Genomic DNA, 18,862 nt, shown 5'->3' with positions numbered 1-18,862 from the left:
CTCGAGGGGAGGGAGGGTCGGGGTGAGGTAGTGGAGGAACCCGGCTATATTGACCTGATAAATCAGAAGCTCGAGTCCTTCGCGCCGGTGGCGGCCCTGGCCTATTTGCAGCAGGTTCAGCCCACCCCCGAGCGGGCCCAACTTCTGCGAGCCCTGGGCAGGCAAATGCTGGAAACGGCGAGCCTCGAGCGCGACTTCCTGACCACCGAAGGCTGCTTTACCCTGGCATTTCCCCTGGCAGCTTGTGCAACCGTGCTGGGGGAGCACGCCTGGTGGGCAGTGGCCTGGCAGGAATGCGCTCGACGCTGGGATTTTTTATACCGAGGCGATCTTGTTTTACAGCGGGCCTACCACGATGGTCGCAGCTATATGGTCAACTGGTCTCGAGGAACCGCCTGGCTGGTCCTGGGAACCGTCCAAACTGCCCTTCAGCTGCCCTCTGGCTATCCGGGCCGGGCCGAGCTGGCTTCCAGACTGACCAGGATGGCGCCCCTGTTGCTGCGGCAACAGCGGCCCGATGGGCTCTGGAGCGTGTTTACCGACCAACCCAACCTACCGGCTGAAACCTCGGGTTCAGCCGGGATTGCGGCAGGGCTGGCTTTGGCCGCGCGGGCAGGCTGGCTGGGTACAGAAGCCTTGCAGGCGGCGCAACGCTGCGCCCAGGGGCTTGCAGGTTTTCTCGAGCCCGATGGTTGCCTGGGGGGGGTAAGCCAGCACAATCCCGCCAGCGAGGTGGCCTTGCAGACGCACTACCGGATCCGAGCAGCCTGGGGGACGGGTCTGTATGCCCAGTTGATAGCGGCTTTGCGGGGCCATGTGGTTTGAGCTGCGGGAAAAGCGGGAGTGTTTTCGGCGGCAGCCTATGCTTCGAGTAAATCTTGGGCAAAAAAACCACAACAAGGCTTTTCGCTTGTAGGTACAGTGCCATTCTTTTGGAAAACAGATGTGAATTAATTTTCTAAACTGAGTAGCACAAACCTTATTTTGATATAGACCACCTGGATACCAAAAGAGCTTTGCCGTATACTGACCTCGACCAAAAAGGGTTCTGGGTCGTGGGGATTCCCCTGGGTTCCCACAAGGAGGCAGAGGTATGATCAAGACAACGGTCTTACGAACTATCTTGCTGGGTGTGCTACTTTCGTTGGGCGTGGCGTTTGCTCAGCAAACCACCCTTACTTTCTGGAGCTGGCGGGTCGAAGACCGCGAGTTCTACAACGACATAGCCCGGCAGTTCGAGGCCCGGACTGGTATTCGGGTGGTCTACACCCCTTACAACAACCTCGAGTACAACACCATTCTTTCCTCGGCTCTGGCCGCCGGAACCGGCCCCGATATCATCCACACCCGCGCCTACGGTGGCCTGGCCCAACTGGCCGATGCCGGCTATCTGCTGCCCATTACCAACCAGCAGGTACCCAACCTGGCCCGCTTCCCCGCCACGCTGCTCAATGCGGCACGGGGTTTCCGTGACGACACCCGCCGCCGTATTTACGGGGTGCCCTTCGCCACCCAGAGCCTGGGCTTCTTCTACAACAAAGACCTGCTGGCGCGGGCGGGTATCCGCGAAATTCCCGATAACTGGCCTGACTTCAAAGCTATGCTGGCCCGCATCAAGGCGGCTGGGATCGTCCCCCTGGCCAACGGCCCCAAGGACGGCATTAGCCTCGAGCAGATCTTCGGCGTGATTGGCCCCAACTTCTATGGCGGCTCCGACTACTTCCGGGCCGTCACGTCGGGGCAAAAGACCTTCGTGGACGAGGGCTTCATCCGCGCCCTCGAAGAAACAGCGGCCATGCGCGAGTTCATGCCCCCCAACTTCGCCGGTATCGGCTATCCCGAAGGCCGCACTCTCTTTACCAACGGCGGTGCGGCTTTCTTTGTAACTGGTGGTTTCGACATCGCTTACTTCCGCGAAAACAACCCTCGCCTCAACTTCGGTTTTGTACCGGCGCCTCCGCTGCGGCGTGGTGAGCGCACCTGGGTCTCTACCTTTGCGGACGGCAACTATTCCATCAACGCCAAAACCCGCAACCCCGAGGCAGCCATCCGCTTCCTCAACTTCCTATCGACCCAGGAGTTCGGGCAGCAATTCACTGAAAAGCTGGCCCAGGCTTCAGCAGTACCTGGAATCAAAGCTAAAGATCCCGTTTTGCAAGAGATTATTGATTACACTGCGAGCTACGGTACCCCCTATCTCACCCTGGTGGGCTTCCGCTATGCTGCGCCTACCGGTACCGAATTAATGCGCTCGGGAATCCAGCGCATGATTCTGGGCCAGGCTTCCGGTCGCCAGATAGCCGAAGAAATGACCAAGGGCGTAGCCACCTGGTTCAGGCCGTTCCAACGATAGCCGATTGCCCATAGCCGACGGCTGATAGCATTTAGAGCTGTCAGCTGTCGGCCAACCGTAGGTTACTGGTGCGCCCAGAATAGAAGTTGGTTGTGTGGGACTTGGTGTTAGGTCATCGTGTTTGTGCTTTATAGCTGACCCTGAGTTGTCGAAAGCTACCAGCTTAAGGCAAACAGCAGAAAGGTTGACCTACTTCACTGACTACCAGGGCAGTACCTTGCTGGGGCATACACTGGCGCAGCTTCTGACCTACCGTTTGAGCCCAACGTAATACCAGATTCGGTTGATTCTTTGCCGTTCGGTAACGAATCAACCCGACCGAAGTTATCCGCGTAGCGGAGGGCGATACCGCCCCTTGGAAGGGAGACGCTTTCTTCGCCGACCGACAGTGAAGGGCCATCGGCCCCCGGCTAGCGCCGGTACTCAAGGGAGGGGTGTGCTCTAGGATTCAAAAAGACAACCTACATTTTTTTTAGTTTTGTAAACTGTCTTTTTGAATCCGGTATAAGATGATGTGGAGATGTCCTCATGCGCCTGGAACGAAATCTGTGGTTGGTGATCTTTCTTGCCCCAGCGCTGCTCCTGATGGTGATATTTACACTCTGGCCAGCGGTGGCGGCCCTGGGGTATAGCCTCTACTCCTGGACAAGCTTTAATCGGGAAGAGTTTGTTGGATTGGAAAATTTTCGCAAACTTTTGTCGTTTCCTTTTCGGGACGATTTTTTGGAGGCCATGCGTCACAACGTGCTGGCTTTTATTGGCCTGATGGTGATTCAAAATGGACTGGGACTGGCATTGGCCTATGCGCTTTGGAAGCAGCCCCCCCTGATGCGCTTTTTCCGGGCTACCGTTTTTTTGCCGGTTATCTTATCGCTGGTGGTGGTGGGCTTTTTGTGGAAGCTGTTCCTCGACCCCCTGATTGGCCCCATTACCAAACTCGCCAATATGTCCGGAATTGCCTCCTTTGCCCCGCTGGGCGACCCGGCCTGGGCCCTGTTTACCCTTATATGTGTGAATGCCTGGCGCTGGGTGGGTTTTCCCACGCTGGTTTTTTTGGCGGGTATGAATGCCATTCCGGATGACTACTACGAAGCAGCTCGCCTGGATGGGGCCACGGAGTGGCAGGTTTTTCGGCAAATCATGCTGCCCTTGCTGGCCCCTGCCTTCACCACCATTATTATCCTGACTTTTATTGGTTCGATAGAGTGGTTCGAATTGCCCTACGTGATGGCCGGGGTGAGCGGCAATCCAGGCGGTGCAACCGATACCATGGCCCTGATGTTTTATCGTTTGGCCTTTGGGGCCGCCTCCGAGGCCACTTCCAACGTAGGCGTAGCGGCGGCCATTAGCGTGATTTTGTTTGTGATTGTGGGGGTGGGTTCGGCGATAGGGGCCTTGTACCTGCGGCGACGGGAGGTGGAGATGTGAGTCTGTCCCGTGCTGCCAATCCCTGGCGTAAGTTGGGGCCCAGTGGCATCTTTTTGTTCGGCCTGCTGATCCTCAATGCTTTGGGGGTGATTCTGCCCCTGCTTTTGATGCTTATATCGGCCATCAAACCTACCCCGGAAATCTTCGCCTCGCCTTTTGCCCTGCCCCAGACTTGGAGCCTGAACAACTTTGCCAGGGTTTGGGAATCGGGGCGGTTTGACCTCTACTTCCGCAACTCCATCCTGATTACGGTGGGGGCCGAAATCCTGATTCTGGGCTTCAGCGCAATGGCGGGCTATGCGCTGGGACGTTTCAAGTTCCGCTTGAACGATGCGATTTATGTGTTCTTCCTGGCTGGCTTGATGTTTCCGGCCAAGCTGGTGCTGGTACCGCTCTTTGTACAGCTTAAGGAAATGGGTCTGATCAACTCGCACTTTGGCCTCATTCTGGTCTATGCCGCAGGCGGCATTCCGGCAGCCGTATTCATTCTGACCGGCTTTTTTAGAGCCCTCCCCTCTGACCTCGACAATGCGGCCCGCATTGATGGAGCCAGCGAGTGGCAGGTTTTCTGGAAGGTGATGCTACCCCTGGTGCGCCCGCAACTGGCGATTGTGGCCATCTACACAGCCATCCCGATCTGGAATGATTTTCTTTTACCCCTGGTGTTCTTGCAGGATCCTACCCTCAAAACTGTGCCTCAGGGGCTGACAGTATTTTTTGGCGAATATGCCACCGACTACGGCCCTCTGTTTGCGGGGCTAACTCTGGCGGCAATGCCATTGATTCTTTTGTACTTGCTGCTGTCTGAACAGTTCATCAAGGGCCTAACGGCGGGGGCCACAAAGGGGTGAGGGTGCGGGTGCCAGGGGTTGGGGGCCAAGGGTTGAAGGGGCTGGTTTTCCCTTCCCTGATTGTTTCCTGTCAGGCGCGGGCCGATAACCCTCTACACGGGCCACAGTTCATGGCGGCGATGGCGCTGGCGGCTCAGCAAGGAGGCGCAAGCGGGATTCGGGCGAATGGGGCCGGGGATATACGGGCGATCCGGGCTGTTACTCACCTGCCAATCATCGGAATCAACAAGCGTTGGATGGAGGGGTATGAAGTCTATATCACCCCCGATTTTGCGGCAGCGAAAGAAGTGGCTGAGGCAGGGGCTGATGTTATTGCGCTAGACGCTACCGCCCGGCCAAGGCCCAGGGAATCGCTGGCCGAGCTGATTGGCTTGATTCATACTGAGTTGGGTAAGCCGGTGTTCGCCGATGTTTCGAACTTGAATGAGGGTTTGGTTGCAGTCCAACTGGGCGCGGACTATATCGCCACTACGCTGTCGGGCTATACCCCCTATTCGCCCAGAACCAGGGGGCCAGACTTTGATTTAATACGGCAACTGGTGGCTGATGTGGGGGTACCTGTAATTGCGGAGGGGCGTTTCTGGACGCTCGAGGAGGTCTCGAAGGCTTTTGATTTGGGTGCAAGTGCGGTGGTGGTGGGCACGGCCATCACCAACCCCCGCGAAATCACCCGCCGTTTTGTACAGGGGGTTCCGGTTTGAATGTTTTGGGGATTGATGGAGGGGCCAGCAGCAGTAAATGGGCGGTGCTGGATGCAGCGGGTACGGTGGTGGCCCAGGGGCGCACGGCGCCTATTATCGGGCATCTGTTCAATGATGAGATGCGGTCCCAGGTATTTGCGGCGCTGGACACGCTGCTGTTAGAGACAAAACCCTACGCGCCCGCTGCCGTGGTGGCAGGTATTACCGGCCTGGATGCGGGCACGCCCGAAGCACAGCAGATGGCTGCTTATATCGGGCAAGCGCTGGGACTCTCGCAGCAGCAGGTGGGGGTGTTCAATGACATGGACCTGGTCTACCGGGCCCACTTCGCCCCCGGCGAGGGGATGGTGGTGTATGCCGGAACCGGCTCGGTAGCCTACAGCATTGCCCCGAATGGCACCGTCTACCGGGCAGGCGGGCACGGCTACCTGATCGGGGATGAAGGGGCCGGTTTTTGGATTGGTAAAACCGCCCTGCGCCACCTGATGCGCTGGCACGATGCGGGACTGGACACAGCTTTGTATCCCCTGGCCCGGCATCTGTATGCCGTGCTGGGGGGCCGGGACTGGCCGCGCATCCGCGAGTATGTGTATGGTGGGGGGCGGCAGGCCGTGGCGGCGCTGGCCCCGGCAGTGGGCCGGGCTGCTGAGGAAGGCGACGAGACCGCTACCCAGGTACTGCTCCAGGCTGGGCGCGAGCTGGCCGACCTGGCCCTGACCTTGCAGCATCGGTTGGGGACGCTGCCGGTGGTGTTGTGCGGGGGGGCCTTGCAGGTGAGTCCGCTGATTGAGCAGGGGGCCCGGGAACTGATTGAGCTTTCGGTTCAATATGCCTCGAGCGCCGAGGCAGCGGCCCGTATGGCCCTGCAGATGCTGAAATCGGAGGGCTAAACGGGGTATACAGCCTCTAGTGCAGAACCTTAATTCCGACTTGAGATGGAGCCGTATGAATAAATCCCTTCTGGCTACCGAACAAATTAGCGAAGCCCACCGCGACCTCGAGACCCGTTCCACCCCGCAGGTCGTACAGGCCCTGGTCGATGACCAGTTGCACGCCGTGGAAGCCGTGCAACGGGCTGCCCCTCAGATTGTCCGGGCTGTCGAAAGGGCTGCCGAACGGATGCTCGAGGGGGGGCGCTTGATTTATGTGGGGGCTGGAACCAGCGGGCGCCTGGGGCAGCTCGACGCCTCCGAACTTCCGCCCACCTTTTCCTGGCCGCCGGAGCGAGCCCTGGCCTGTATTGCCGGGGGCCCGGAAGCCCTCTGGCGAGCGGTGGAGGGTGCCGAGGACGACTTTGAGGCCGGAAGGCGCGACGTGCTGGCCCTGCAAGCCACCTCAAGCGACGTGATTATCGGTATTGCTGCCTCGGGCACCACCCCCTACCCGCTGGGGGCTTTTGCTGCAGCCAGGGAAGTGGGGGCCCTCACCATTGGCATTGCCAACAACCCCGAGACCCCCATCGTGCAGCAAAGCGAGGTGGGTATTGTGCTGGATACCGGCCCCGAGGTCATCTCGGGCTCGACCCGCCTCAAGGCCGGCACAGCCCAGAAGATAGCCCTCAACACCTTTTCCAGTACCCTTATGGTGCGTTTGGGCAAGGTGTACGGCAACCTGATGGTGGATGTACAGGCCACCAACGCCAAGCTGCTGGCGCGGGCGGTGCGGCTAACGGTAGCGGCCACCGGGGCCACCGAGGCAGAAGCCAGGGCGGCCCTCGAGCGCTGTGGATACCGCGTCAAGACCGCCATTGTAATGCTTGAGAAAAACCTGGGCGCAGAGGCGGCCCAGGCGTTGTTGGACGAGGTAGATGGAAACGTGCGGCGAGCGCTGGGAAGCTAAGCGCAGCCTACCCAAGCCTGGCTTCGTGCCGCCCCTCTCTTGACAATAGAAAACTCTCCAGCGCCCGCCCCGCGTTGCGCACGTGGGTTCGCATGGCGGTTTCTGCGGCTTCGGGGTCTTTATCTCGGGCAGCCTGCAAGATGGCCTTGTGCTCGGCGCGGGAGAGTGGCAGGCGACCCGGGATAGCCGCTGAGCTGTTGATCAGCATGCGAATCTGGCCGTCGATGGTCTCTGCTGTGGCCAGCAGGCGCTTGCTGCCCGAGGCTTCCCAGATGGTGCGGTGAAAGGCCAGGTCGAGGTCGCCATAAGTGTCTATGTCGCCTTGCTCGGCAGCCTCACCTTGTTTTTCAAAGAGCCGCTCGAGCCTCCGCAAAAGGGCCTTCCCGTCGTTCTCTACAGCCAGCCGGGCGGCCAGCCCTTCCAGCACCTCGCGCAGGCTGTAGATTTCCCGCACGTCTTCCAGGCTCGGCTCCAGAACAAAGTAGCCCCGGTGGGGCACCGCTACGACCAGCCCTTCGCGCTCCAGGGCGCTCAGGGCTTCCTTGACCGGGGTGGGGGAGAGCCCCAGGTCTTCGGCCAGTACCCGTACCACTAATTTTTGTCCCGGAGGGATTTTGCGAGACAGAATGGCTTGCCTGAGTGCCTTGTAGGCTTCGCGGTTCAGGGTGGTGCGATTCAGGGTCATCCTTGAGGGTCAGTTTAGCACATTGACCATAAAAGATTTTAGATATAAAATCCCATTCAAAGCAAAGGAGGATCTGTGGCACATAGAGCTTTGGCGCATAAAAGTACCGATGATGTGGCGGTTGCGGTGGCCGACTTAAAGGCCGGCGAGGAACTTACCATCCAGAGCCTCGAGGGTGGCAAAGCGCACAAAGTAAAGCTGCTGGAAGACGTTCCGCTGGGACACAAAATTGCCCTCAAGGACATGCCGGAGGGCCATGTGGTTATCGAGTATGGCGAGAAAGTGGGCAGGATGACCCAGGCGGTTCAAAAGGGTGGTTATGTACACGTGCACAACATCCGCACCCTGCGTTGGGATTATGGAAAAGCAAAAGCCAAAAGCGCCAAGCCCCGGGCGAAAGGAGGCCGCTGATGCCCAGGAAAAACGTTTCTAGAGGCTTACAGCTCACGGGCTACCGCCGTCCCAACGGGGCTGTGGGGGTACGCAACCATGTGCTTATCCTGCCGGTAGACGATCTTTCCAACGCCGCGGCCGAGGGGGTAGCCCGGCTCATCAACGGTACTACTGCCCTGCCCCACCCCTACGGGCGCTTGCAGTTTGGCGAGGACCTCGAGCTCACCTTCCGCACCCTCTCGGGCCACGGGGCCAACGCCAACGTGCACGGGGTGGTGGTGATTGGTATCGAGCCCAAGTGGACCGACCGGGTGGCCTCGGCCATCGCCAAAACCGGCAAGCCCGTGGAGACCTTCTCCATCGAGCGCCACGGCGACCTCAACGTGATTAATGCAGCTAGCCGGGCAGCTTACCAGATGGTGCAGGATGCCTCCGAGCTGCGGCGCGAGCCCATTCAGGTGTCCGAGCTGGTGCTCTCCATCAAGTGCGGCGAGTCTGACCCCACCCTGGGCTTGGCCGGAAACAAAGCCCAGGGCCGGGCGGTAGACCGGCTGGTGGATATGGGGGCCTCGGTCATCTTTGGCGAGACCTCCGAGCTGACCGGCGGTGAGCACCTGATTGCCAACCGTTGCGCCACCCCTGCCCTCAAGCGCAAGTTCATGCAGATCTACAACGAATACATCCAGATGATCGAAGCTAAAGGCGTAGACCTGCTGGGTTCCCAGCCGACCGAGGGCAACATCCGCGGGGGTCTTTCTACCATCGAGGAAAAAGCCCTGGGCAACATCCAGAAAACCGGCACCCGTCCCGTCAACGCAGTGCTTAACTACGCCGAGCCGGTCAAGCCCGGCCAGGGCTTGGTCTTTATGAATAGCTCCTCGGCGGGGGCCGAACAGGTCACGCTGTGTGCGGCGGGGGGCAGCGTGCTGCACTTCTTCACTACCGGTCAGGGCAACATCGTGGGGCATCCCCTTATCCCTGTCATTAAGGTCTCGCCCAACCCCATCACCTGCGCCACCATGAGCGAGCACATCGACGTGAAGCTGCCCGACCTGCTGGTAGGCGATATCAACCTGGATCAGGCTGCCGACCGCATCCTGGATGTGTTTGTGCGTACCGCCAACGGACGCCTGACCGCTGCGGAGTTGCTGCGGCATAACGAGTTCGTGATCACGAAGCTGTACCCAAGCGCCTAAAGCCGAAGGCACAAGGCTTCGCGCTTTCAACTCAGAGCATTCACTTTTGCCATGATTATCGTTTGCGAGTTCATCACACCCAGCGGTCTGGAACGCCTTCAGCAGGGGGGCCTCGAGGTCTTCTACGATCCCAACCTCTGGAAAGACCGTGCGGCCCTCAAGGCCAAGCTGGCGAACGCAACGGCCCTGGTGGTGCGCAACCAGACCCTGGTGAATGCCGACCTGCTGGCCGCCGCGCCGAACCTCAAGGTGGTGGGGCGGCTGGGGGTGGGCCTGGACAACATCGTGCAGCCCGACCTCAAAACCTTTGGGGTGCAGCTTTACTTTGCCCGCGGCATTAACGCCAACGCCGTGGCCGAGTATGTGCTGGCGGCTATGCTGCACCTGGCCCGTAACCTGGCTGGTGGCGCAGCCCATGTGGCCGGGGGCGGCTGGAACCGCGCCGCGTTTGGGGGCTTCGAGCTTGCAGGCAAAACCCTGGGATTGGTGGGCCTGGGCGAGGTGGGGCTGCGGGTGGCCAAGCGGGCCCGGGCTTTCGGCATGAACGTCGTGGCCGCCGACCCCATGCGCCTGCCCTGGGAGAGTGCGGTGGAGGACCTGGAGATTCGGCTGCTCTCCACCGCAGAGGTGCTGCGCTCGGCCCAGTTTCTCTCGCTGCACGCGCCCCTGACCCCCGAAACCAGAGAACTCATCCGGGCCGAGACCCTGGCAACCATGCCCAAAGGGAGCTATCTCATCAACACCGCCCGGGGAGAGCTGGTCAGCCAGGCCGACCTGGTGTCGGCCCTGCGCTCGGGGCATCTGGCCGGGGCGGTGCTGGACGTGGTAGACCCCGAGCCCCTGCCGGCGGAGCATGTGCTGCGGGGTGTGGATAACCTGTGGATAACCCCCCATGTGGCCGGTCTGACCGCCGAGGCCCAGGAAGCGGTGGGGCTGCGGGTGGCCGAAGGGGTGTTGAACCTATTGGGGGTGGCATGAAGGTTCCTTATCCCGAACTCAGGCGGGCGGTCTCGAGCCACTTCCATCACCTGGGGTTGGCCCTCGACCACGCCGACGAGCTGGCCGAGGTGATCCTCGAGGCCGAAATCGAGGGCAATGTGGGGCATGGCCTTACCCGCATGGCCCAGTACACCGCTCAACTCCAGGCTGGCGGGCTCAACCCCAGGCCCGAGATGCGCCTGGAGCGCACCCGGCCCTCGGTGGCGGTGCTGCACGCCGACGGTGCGCCGGGGCCGGTGGCCGGGTTGTTTGCAGTACGGGTGCTTTCCCAGATGGCCAGAGAGCAGGGGAGTGCAACCCTGGCCGTGCGCGGCGCAGGGCATTCGGGGGTCTTGTCGGCTTACGTGGGCCGGCTGGCCCAGCAGGGGTTGGTGGCCCTGGCCTTTGCCAACACCCCACCCGCCATTGCACCGGGGCCGGTGCTCGGCACCAATCCCATTGCCCTGGGGGCCCCTGCCGACCCCCAACCCGTCATCATTGACACCTCCATCTCGGTGGTGGCCCGCGGTAAGATTATCGCCGCCTCCAAGAAAGGCGAGGCCATTCCGGAGGGCTGGGCGCTCGACAAAGAAGGCCGCCCGACCACCGATGCCAAAGCCGCTCTGGAAGGCTCCTTGATTCCCATCGGGGACGGGAAGGGGTTCGCGCTGGCGGTGCTGGTGGAAATCCTGGCCGGGGCGCTGGCGGGAGATGTGCTCTCGCCCGACCTGCCCTTGCCCTGGATGCCCCCTGAGCAGACGGCCAAGCCGGGGTTGTTGCTCATGGGGCTCGAGCCCAGCGCATTCGGCGCGGGTTATGCGGCGCGGGTGGCCCAACTGATTAAGGCTCTTGAAGCGGCCGGAGGCCGGATTCCCGGCGCTCGCCGAGCCGCTTTACGAGGGAAAGCCATGCAAGAAGGAGTAGAAGTTAACGAGACACTTCAGGCCGAACTGGGTAAACTAGGCATGCGTCTACAAGGAGGAGGAAACACATGAAGAAGCTTTTTTGGCTACTGGTCGCTGTGCTGGTGATGTCCACTGCGCTGGCTCAGCAAACCCGCTTGCGGGTGTTTGTGGGGGGGCAGCAGCGCCCGGATGTGATGCGGAAAATTTTCGACCTCTATCAGTCGCGCAACCCCGGCGTGCGGGTGGATGTGGAGGTGGGCGGCGCTACTTCCGATCAACAGCAACAATACCTGACCACCGTGCTGGCCTCGCGCGATCCCAGCATCGACGTGATTCTGATTGATGTTATCCGGCCCGCGCAGTATGCCGCAGCCAAATGGGCCGATACCCTGGACAAATACCTGCCGTCCGCTACCAGACAAGCCCTGCTGCAGCAGTACCTGCCGGCCTATGCCAAGGCCAATGTCATCGGCGGGAACCTGGTGGCCTTGCCGAGTTTTGCCGATGCCCAGTTCTTGTATTACCGCAAAGACCTCCTGGAAAAGTACGGTCTGAAGCCCCCCGTAACCTGGGATGAGGCCATCAAGCAGGCCCAGACCATCCTGGCGGGTGAGCGCAACCCCAACCTCAACGGCATTGGCTTCATGGGCAACATCTCTGAAGGTACGGTGTGCAGCTTCCTCCTGCCTATCTGGGCAGCCGGGGGCGACGTGGACGAAGGGGGCAAGCTGGTGCTGACCGAGGCACAGGCCCGCGCTTCCTTGCAGTTCTGGCTGGATCTGATGGACAAGCACAAAGTGGCCCCGCCCAACATGGCCGAGAAGGCCCAGGACACCATCCGCCAGGAGATGCAGGCCGGTCGCTGGATTTTTGGCACCCTCTTCGCCTATGCCTGGAACAGATTCCAAAACGATGCCGATAGCCAGGTCAAGGGCAAGATTGGGGTGGTTCCGCTGCCCCGGTTTGAGGGCGGGCGTTCGGCTTCCTGTTTAGGCGGTTGGCAGTGGACCATCTCTGATTTTTCCAAGAACAAGGCGCAGGCTTACAAGCTCGTGCGCTTCCTCTCGAGCCCGGAAGTCTCAAAAATCCTGGCCATCGATGCCTCCAACCTGCCCGTCTTCCCCTCGCTCTACCGCGATGCCGATGTGCTAAAAGCCAATCCCTGGTTTGCCGATGCCCTGCCGGTGGTGCAAGCGGCGCGGGCTCGGCCGGTGCACCCGCGCTACCCCGAGGTGGCCGATGTGATGCGCAAAGCGCTTAACGCGGTGTTGGCCCGCATCAAAACCCCAGATGCGGCTGCAAAAGAAGTAATTGACGGACTGCGCGCCATTTACCGCTAGTCCATTGACCTGCGCCTCGAGCCGCATTCATGCACGCTTGGTGCGGCTCGAGGTCGCTTCCTCAGGAGGAAAGCTGTGTCTGCACCTGGTAAACCGTACCGGCGAAGTTTCGGCGATATGTCCGAACGAGCCCTGGCCATCTGGCTGTTGCTTCCTGCAGGGCTGTTGTTGGGATTCGTGGCGCTGTATCCAGTGGTGCGGCTTATTTACACCAGCTTTTTTCAGTTCCAGCTCACCCTGGGTCCCGAAGGCAGCTTTATCGGTTTGGCCAACTACGCGGCTGCCTTTGAAGACCCGCGCTTCTGGAACGCCTTGAAGAACACCGTCCTGATTGTCCTAATAACCGTACCGGGGGCCCTGCTGGTGGGGCTATTGCTGGCCCTACTGGCCAACCTGCCGTTCCGTGTGAAGTGGCCGGTGCGCCTGGGGCTGCTTCTGCCCTGGGCCCTGCCGCTGGTTTTTGTGGGCCTTATTTTCCAGTGGTTTTTCGACAGTCAGTACGGTGTGGTCAACGACTGGATTATGCGCTTAGGTGGCGAGCGCCAGTTTTGGCTTTTCAAGCCCGATCTGGCTTTTATAGCCATCTGCTTTACCATCATCTGGAAGACCAGCTCCTTTGTGGCCCTCATTTTGCTGGCAGGTTTGCAGACCATTCCCAAAGAGCTCTACGAAGCGGCTCAGGTAGACGGCGCAAGTCGCTGGCAGTCGTTTTGGCGCATTACCCTGCCGCTTCTGACGCCGGCGATTCTGGTGGCCATGATTTTCCGAACTATCACAGCCTTTCAAACCTTCGACATTCCCTACGCCATGACCAAGGGCGGGCCCGGCAATGCCACCGAGACCCTGGCCATGTACGTGCGGGTGACCAGTATCGAGAACCTCAACTTCGGCTATGGCTCAGCGCTAGCCGTGCTACTCTTTTTGCTCAGCATGGTCATTACCGTTATTTATCTGCGCTACATTCGGGGTGCAGATGACTAAAGTGCTTTTGCTCACGGGGCCAAAGGTTGCGGTAAGTTTACTTTTTATGGCCAGAACACCTTTGCCACAAGTTCGTTTGGACACCGTTCGCAGTGCCCGGATGTGCCGGGGTTTGGTCGGTGGTACGGCCCCCTGGGTGCAGCTATGCGTGGGCAGCGGCTTGCTTTTTGCTATAAGCGAGAAAAAATGGGAGAGCCATAGAAAAATAGCCGTGAAGTACCGAAAGAACCTTAGCGGCAACCGTTGCTTTGGGGAAATGAGGGGTCCTGGGTGGCTTTTCTTCATGGCCAGGGGGGGAGTATGAAAATTAACAACCCACGTATCTGGCTTTGGCTTGCAGCAGCTATTGTGGTGCTAAACGGATTTTTCCCGGCCCTATGGATTTTTATGACCTCCATAAAAGGAGAAGCCGAGCTGACCCGAATTCCCATTACCTACTGGCCGGAGAATCCCACCCTGCAAAACTACGTGCAGGCCTTTCGCGAGCAGCCGCTGGCCCGCTACTTCCTGAATAGCCTGGTCGTGGCGGGTTTCTCTACGTTGCTTTGTGTGGGGGTGGCCAGCCTGGCGGCCTATGCCCTGGCCCGGCTGCATGTACCGCGTCGCAACCTGATTTTATCGCTGCTGGTGGGGGTTTCGATGTTTCCGGTGGCCTCGTTGATGGTGCCGCTCTATCAGATTTTTGTAGAGTTGGGCTTGCGCAATACGTATCTGGCCCTCATTTTGCCGCACGCGGCCCTTTCCCTGCCGGTGGCTACCCTTACCCTGGTGAGCTTTTTTGCGGGTATCCCGCGCGACCTCGAGTCCGCCGCTATGGTAGATGGCAGTACCCGGTTGGGGGCTTTGTGGCACGTGGTGGTGCCGCTGGCAGCCCCGGGGGTTTTTACGGCGGCCATCCTGGCCTTTGTCAATAGCTGGGACGAGTTCTTGCTGGCTTCCACCCTACTACCGGCCAAGGCTATGCGAACCCTGCCGGTGGGTATCCAGCTTTACCAGGGCGAATATGTGTTCCCCTGGCCCTTAATCTCGGCGGCACTGGTGGTGGCCCTGGTGCCGGTGGCGCTGGTGATTGCTGTCTTCCAGGAGCGGGTGGTGGGTGGCCTGACCCAGGGCGGGGTGAAGGGCTAAGGGTCTGGGGTCTATAGCCCATAGCCAATAGCCAAAAACGTTGCTTCTACCTGATTATGTTACGAATCGGTTTAGTTCCCATCGTGCGGCCCCTCTTTCGGGGGGCGCGGCTTGGCCTCGAGCACACCTCCCGCCAGGCCCTGGAAAGGCTGGGCCAGGAGTTGGGCTTCGAGCTGGCCTACGTATCCGAGCCGGTGGCCGATGCTACCGAGGCCGAGGTGGCCGCCCGGGCCGCCCGGGCCGCCCGGCTCGACTTACTGCTGGTGCAGCACGTGACCTTTGCCACCGGCGACGCTTTCTTGCCCCTGCTGGAATTGCCCATCCCGGTTGGACTCTGGGCGCTGCCCGAGGTGTGGGAGAGCGGTCCCTTGCCGCAGAACGCCATCTGCGGCCTCAACCTGGGGGTTTCACTGGCCCAGAAACCGACCAAATGGTTTTATGGATCCGCCGAGGATTCCTGGTTCCAGGCCCGCCTGAAGCTCACCCTGGATGCCCTGCGGGGGGCCCGGGTGCTCCGCGAGGGACGGGTGCTCGCCCTGGGCGGCCATGCGCCGGGTTTTTTTGCCTTTGCCGCCATGCCACAGACCGGCCTGACGGTGGAGAAGGCCGAGCTGACTGAGCTATGGGATGCGCTGGCGGCGGTGCCGGAGGCTGCAGTGGCGGAGCAGGCGGCAGCCTTCCGCGAGCTTTCGGAGTACCCGGTGGAGGCGCTGCGCGAGCTGTTTCGCCTCGAGCTGGCCTTAGAAAAACTGGCTCAGCCCTACGACGGGGTAGCCCTGCGCGAATGGCCCGAAATTCCCGACAAAGTGGGGGTGATGGCCTACGCGGCCATGGCTCGCCTGGCCGACCGCGGCTATACCTTTGCTCCTGAGGGCGATGTGCTGGGCCTGGCCAGCCTGCTGGCGCTGCGGGCCGTCTCGGGCCAGCCGGCCATCTTACTGGACATCTCGCACTTCTCGCCCAAAGGCATACTGCTCTGGCACGGGGGCGAGGCCCCGCAAGCCTGGGCCGGGGGCCCTACCCGGCTGGTGCCGCACTTCAACCGCAACCTGCCCGCCGTGCGCGACATGTCCCTTCGGGCCGGGCCCATCAGCGGCTTGCGTTTGCTGCCCGGTGGCAAAGCCGTGGTGCACGGGGGCCTGCTGAATGGCGAGAAGGGCTACGACGGCGACTCGGGCTACCTGACCCGCCCCACCTGGGCCGCCGAGCCCCTCACACCCCGGCAGTTTCTGGCTAGCTGGTTCAACCACCGCATCCCCCACCACATGGCGGTGGGTATGGGCGCCCACGAGGAGGCCCTGCTGGAGATGTGCACCTGGCTGGGCCTCGAGGTGCTGCCCGCCCGTCCGGAGGAGCGCAGACTGGTATGGTGAGGGTGCTGACCGTGGGCTGGGCCAACCTGGACCAGCGTTTCTACATTGAAGAGTTTCCCCCCCGCGAAAGCCGTACCGGGGTGCGGGCCTACCGCGAGACCATTGGGGGCCCGGCTGCGGTAGCGGCGGTGGCGGTGGCAAGGCTGGGGGCCGAAGCTCACCTCTTGAGCCGCCGGGGCGACGATGCCGCCGGCGAGCGCCTGGAGGAGATGCTGCAGGCCGAGGGGGTCAAGACCCATTTCCAGCTGGGCGCGGCCACCCCGGTTTCGGCAGTGCTGGTGACGCCAGAGGGCGAACGCTACATTTTTCCGTACCGGCCTGCCCTGCCCGAGGAGCTGGTATTGAGTGAAGAACGCTTGCTCAAGGGGGTGGGGGCCGTGCTCCTGGATGGGCGCTGGGCTTCCGCCGGGTATGGGCTGGGCCAGGCCGCGCGGGAGCGCGGTATTCCGGTGGTGCTCGACCTCGACCGAGACCGCGACGACGACTGGATGCTGACCCAGGTCGCCACCCATGTGGTGGCCTCGGAGGAACTGGCCGCCAAATTGGGGGGGGTCGAGGCCCTGCTGGCCCGCTTGCAGGCCCTGGGGGTGTTTGCCGCCATTACCCTGGGGGCCGAGGGGGTGGCCTATGTGGGAGGACAGGTAGCAGCCCACCGGGTACACGTCCAGGACACCACCGGGGCGGGCGATGTGTTCCACGGGGCCTTTGCGCTGGCCGTGGCCGAGGGCAAAGGGAATGTGGAGGCGCTCGAGTTCGCCAGCGCGGTAGCAGCCCTGCACTGCGCCAATGCCGCCCCCCCACGCCGGCCCGAGGTGCAGGCTTTGCTGGCTTCTTCGGGCTAAGGCTGTGAGCATAAATTTTTCACTAATCAAAAAACCTATAGGAGGACTATGAAAACCACCCCGGCGAAAGCCCGCGCGTATGCCCGCATTGGCGATGGGGCCATGCGCTTTGGCACCCTGGCCATTGACCAGCGACCCCCCCTGATGCACCTGGTGGCGAAAGCCCTGGGCCGAGACCCCGAACAGGTAGGGCCCGAAGTGACGGAGCTGAAGGGCCTCCTGGCCGAGACCCTGGGCCGCGCCGTGACCGGCATTTTGATAGACCCGCACTATGCTTTTCCGGCGGCCATGCCCACCCTGCCGCGCGAGACCGGCCTGATGCTGACCCTCGAGCACCACCGCTTCGAAACCGTGGAGGGGGGCTGGCGCAAGAGCGCTGTGATTCCGGGCTGGAGCGTGGAACAGGCTGTGCGGATGGGGGCCGATGGCCTGAAACTCCTGGCCTGGCACCGGCCCGACGCCCCCCCCGAGGTGGTGGAGCACCAGCTGAATCTGGTGCGCGAGGTGGGTGAAGCCTGCAAAAAAGCCGACCGTCTGTTCATCTTCGAGGTGCTGCCCTACCCCCTCCCCGGCGAGGACGAGGCTACCTACAACGCCAAACTGCGCGAGATGTCGCTGGAGATTGCTGCTGCCTTCGCAGACCCTGGCTTTCACGTGGATCTCTACAAGCTGGCTTTCCCCGGGGCGGCCAGCCTGGTGAGGGAGTTTGGGGGCAGCGGCTATTCGCTGGAAGACCTGGAAGCCGACATGCGTGAGTACAGCAAGCTGCCCGCCCCCTGGCTGCTGCTTTCGGGGGGCCTGGGGGCCGATCAGTTCGTGCAGATGCTGGAGGCTGCCCTAAATGCCGGTGCTCGCGGCTACCTGGCGGGCCGGGCGGTGTGGCAGCACCCCCTGCGCTTTTACCCCGACAAAACCAGAGTGCGCGAGGCTTTGCGCGAGGAGGGCCTCGAGACCCTGGCGCGCCTGAACGAACTGCTGCATACCACCCCACCCCAGCATCTCGAGGCAGACTGGCAGCTTGCAGGCGTAGCGGGCTAGCTACTCCCGCATCAGCCGGTAGTGCATACCCCTGGCATCCACCTGAACCAGGTGCAATAGCGGCCCGGCCCCGGTCATCTCGAAATAGGCCTCGAACACCTCGGTCTTGTTGTTGAAGCGGTTGGTCAGGGTCAGGCGCCAGTCGCTCAGGGTCATGCGGCCCTGGTATTTTTGCGAGTAAAACTGCTGCGAACCCACAAAGCCGCTGGCCCCGTTGTGGGTAGAGCTATAGGTTCCATCGCGGTTAAAGGTGAAGGTGTTGGCCATGCTCACGGCGTTCATGCCGGCATAGGCCCCCGTGACCGAGTTGTAGTACTGCCCGGCAGCAGAAGTGCTGGAGGTCCACTTGCCGGTCAGGTCGGCGGCCTTGACCGCGAACTTGTTGTAGCCGTACATCTTGCCCACTGACTCGATGTTGGGAAACTCCTTCTGGAAGGCTGCAAAGCTGGGGGCCACCACCTGGATGGCATACCCCAGACCCTTGTCGAAGCCGATGTACAGCGCCACGTGCTTGCGGGCCCCGGTGGTCAGCTCGGTGGCGCTGCCCTCGCCAAAATAGAGGCAGAAATAGCAGATGTCGTTCTTGAACACTTTGAGCTCGTCCACCCGGTAGCGGGGGGCCACCAGGCGGCTCCAGTAGTAGTTGACCCTGTCCTGCTCGTTGCCCATTACCCACATGCTTTCGGGCAGCGGCGTCCCGTGGTACAGCAGCACTACCACGTCGCCCTTGGCCACCCGCACGAAGCCGTTTTCGATGGTGGCCACCCAGCCGTCGTTAAAGCGGGTGGTGGGGGTGGAGATAGTGCGGACGTTGGCGGGGGCGTTGCTGGG

19 protein-coding genes are annotated in these 18,862 nt (G+C 61.5%); 17 read left to right on the top strand and 2 right to left on the bottom strand.

Translation table 11 applies throughout. The features are described 5' to 3' along the window. The 7 genes from Mhypo_RS13660 to murQ form a co-directional block, all read left to right on the top strand. On the top strand, positions 1-825 hold an 825-nt coding region (locus tag Mhypo_RS13660), incomplete at its 5' end, for a glycoside hydrolase family 88 protein (protein ID WP_206074924.1). A 268-nt stretch (positions 826-1,093) separates the two neighbouring features. Next, entirely contained in the window at positions 1,094-2,353 is a 1,260-nt protein-coding gene (locus Mhypo_RS13655) for an ABC transporter substrate-binding protein (RefSeq protein WP_119341843.1), read from the top strand. Positions 2,354-2,881: 528 nt separating this feature from the next. After that, entirely contained in the window at positions 2,882-3,781 is a 900-nt protein-coding gene (locus Mhypo_RS13650) for a carbohydrate ABC transporter permease (protein ID WP_119341842.1), read from the top strand. Continuing rightward, a complete protein-coding gene (locus Mhypo_RS13645; RefSeq protein ID WP_206074923.1) occupies positions 3,778-4,632 on the top strand; it encodes a carbohydrate ABC transporter permease in 855 nt (284 codons plus the stop codon). Before Mhypo_RS13650 ends, Mhypo_RS13645 begins: the two co-directional genes overlap by 4 nt. Before the next feature lie 32 nt (positions 4,633-4,664). Next, on the top strand, positions 4,665-5,333 hold the full coding sequence (locus Mhypo_RS13640) for an N-acetylmannosamine-6-phosphate 2-epimerase (RefSeq protein ID WP_206074922.1): 669 nt from the start codon (positions 4,665-4,667) through the stop codon (positions 5,331-5,333). Beyond that, positions 5,330-6,223, top strand: a complete 894-nt coding sequence (locus Mhypo_RS13635; protein WP_119341841.1) for an N-acetylglucosamine kinase — start codon at positions 5,330-5,332, stop codon at positions 6,221-6,223. The genes Mhypo_RS13640 and Mhypo_RS13635 overlap by 4 nt, the downstream gene beginning before the upstream one ends. Before the next feature lie 55 nt (positions 6,224-6,278). After that, positions 6,279-7,172: an N-acetylmuramic acid 6-phosphate etherase gene (gene murQ / locus Mhypo_RS13630; RefSeq protein WP_119341840.1), complete on the top strand. Its 894-nt coding sequence runs from the start codon at positions 6,279-6,281 to the stop codon at positions 7,170-7,172. Positions 7,173-7,179: 7 nt separating this feature from the next. Here murQ and Mhypo_RS13625 read toward each other — a convergent pair whose 3' ends face one another. Next, entirely contained in the window at positions 7,180-7,857 is a 678-nt protein-coding gene (locus Mhypo_RS13625; RefSeq protein WP_119341839.1) for a GntR family transcriptional regulator, read from the bottom strand. Positions 7,858-7,932: 75 nt separating this feature from the next. On the opposite strand from Mhypo_RS13625, the gene Mhypo_RS13620 reads away from it, so the two are divergent. The 10 genes from Mhypo_RS13620 to Mhypo_RS13575 all read left to right on the top strand — a co-directional run bounded on the left by Mhypo_RS13620 (position 7,933) and on the right by Mhypo_RS13575 (position 18,031). Then, entirely contained in the window at positions 7,933-8,268 is a 336-nt protein-coding gene (locus Mhypo_RS13620) for a UxaA family hydrolase (protein WP_119341838.1), read from the top strand. Beyond that, a complete protein-coding gene (locus Mhypo_RS13615) occupies positions 8,268-9,446 on the top strand; it encodes a UxaA family hydrolase (protein WP_119341837.1) in 1,179 nt (392 codons plus the stop codon). Before Mhypo_RS13620 ends, Mhypo_RS13615 begins: the two co-directional genes overlap by 1 nt. A gap of 51 nt (positions 9,447-9,497) precedes the next feature. Then, entirely contained in the window at positions 9,498-10,424 is a 927-nt protein-coding gene (locus tag Mhypo_RS13610) for a hydroxyacid dehydrogenase (RefSeq protein WP_119341836.1), read from the top strand. Further along, positions 10,421-11,419 (top strand): Ldh family oxidoreductase, encoded by a 999-nt coding sequence (locus Mhypo_RS13605; RefSeq protein WP_119341835.1) that lies wholly within the window; start codon positions 10,421-10,423, stop codon positions 11,417-11,419. Before Mhypo_RS13610 ends, Mhypo_RS13605 begins: the two co-directional genes overlap by 4 nt. Beyond that, complete coding sequence (locus tag Mhypo_RS13600; protein ID WP_119341834.1) at positions 11,416-12,669, top strand: ABC transporter substrate-binding protein; 1,254 nt, start codon at positions 11,416-11,418, stop codon at positions 12,667-12,669. Before Mhypo_RS13605 ends, Mhypo_RS13600 begins: the two co-directional genes overlap by 4 nt. Positions 12,670-12,786: 117 nt before the next feature. Continuing rightward, positions 12,787-13,650, top strand: a complete 864-nt coding sequence (locus tag Mhypo_RS13595) for a carbohydrate ABC transporter permease (protein ID WP_119341833.1) — start codon at positions 12,787-12,789, stop codon at positions 13,648-13,650. Between the two features lie 300 nt (positions 13,651-13,950). Beyond that, the gene (locus Mhypo_RS13590; RefSeq protein WP_119341832.1) at positions 13,951-14,778 is read left to right on the top strand and encodes a carbohydrate ABC transporter permease; all 828 of its coding nucleotides are present in this window, start codon (positions 13,951-13,953) and stop codon (positions 14,776-14,778) included. A 56-nt stretch (positions 14,779-14,834) separates the two neighbouring features. Then, positions 14,835-16,151, top strand: a complete 1,317-nt coding sequence (locus Mhypo_RS13585) for a fucose isomerase (RefSeq protein ID WP_119341831.1) — start codon at positions 14,835-14,837, stop codon at positions 16,149-16,151. Continuing rightward, positions 16,145-16,993, top strand: a complete 849-nt coding sequence (locus Mhypo_RS13580; RefSeq protein ID WP_119341830.1) for a PfkB family carbohydrate kinase — start codon at positions 16,145-16,147, stop codon at positions 16,991-16,993. The genes Mhypo_RS13585 and Mhypo_RS13580 overlap by 7 nt, the downstream gene beginning before the upstream one ends. Before the next feature lie 48 nt (positions 16,994-17,041). Continuing rightward, positions 17,042-18,031 (top strand): tagatose 1,6-diphosphate aldolase, encoded by a 990-nt coding sequence (locus tag Mhypo_RS13575; protein WP_119341829.1) that lies wholly within the window; start codon positions 17,042-17,044, stop codon positions 18,029-18,031. Here Mhypo_RS13575 and Mhypo_RS18175 read toward each other — a convergent pair. Next, on the bottom strand, positions 18,032-18,862 hold an 831-nt coding region (locus Mhypo_RS18175), incomplete at its 5' end, for a hypothetical protein (protein WP_170148307.1).

The sequence above is a fragment of the Meiothermus hypogaeus genome (genome assembly GCF_003574035.1).
GTDB classification, from domain to species: domain Bacteria; phylum Deinococcota; class Deinococci; order Deinococcales; family Thermaceae; genus Meiothermus; species Meiothermus hypogaeus.
The sequence above is the reverse complement of the archived record's forward strand: the minus strand, read 5'-3'. Positions and strand labels throughout refer to the sequence as shown.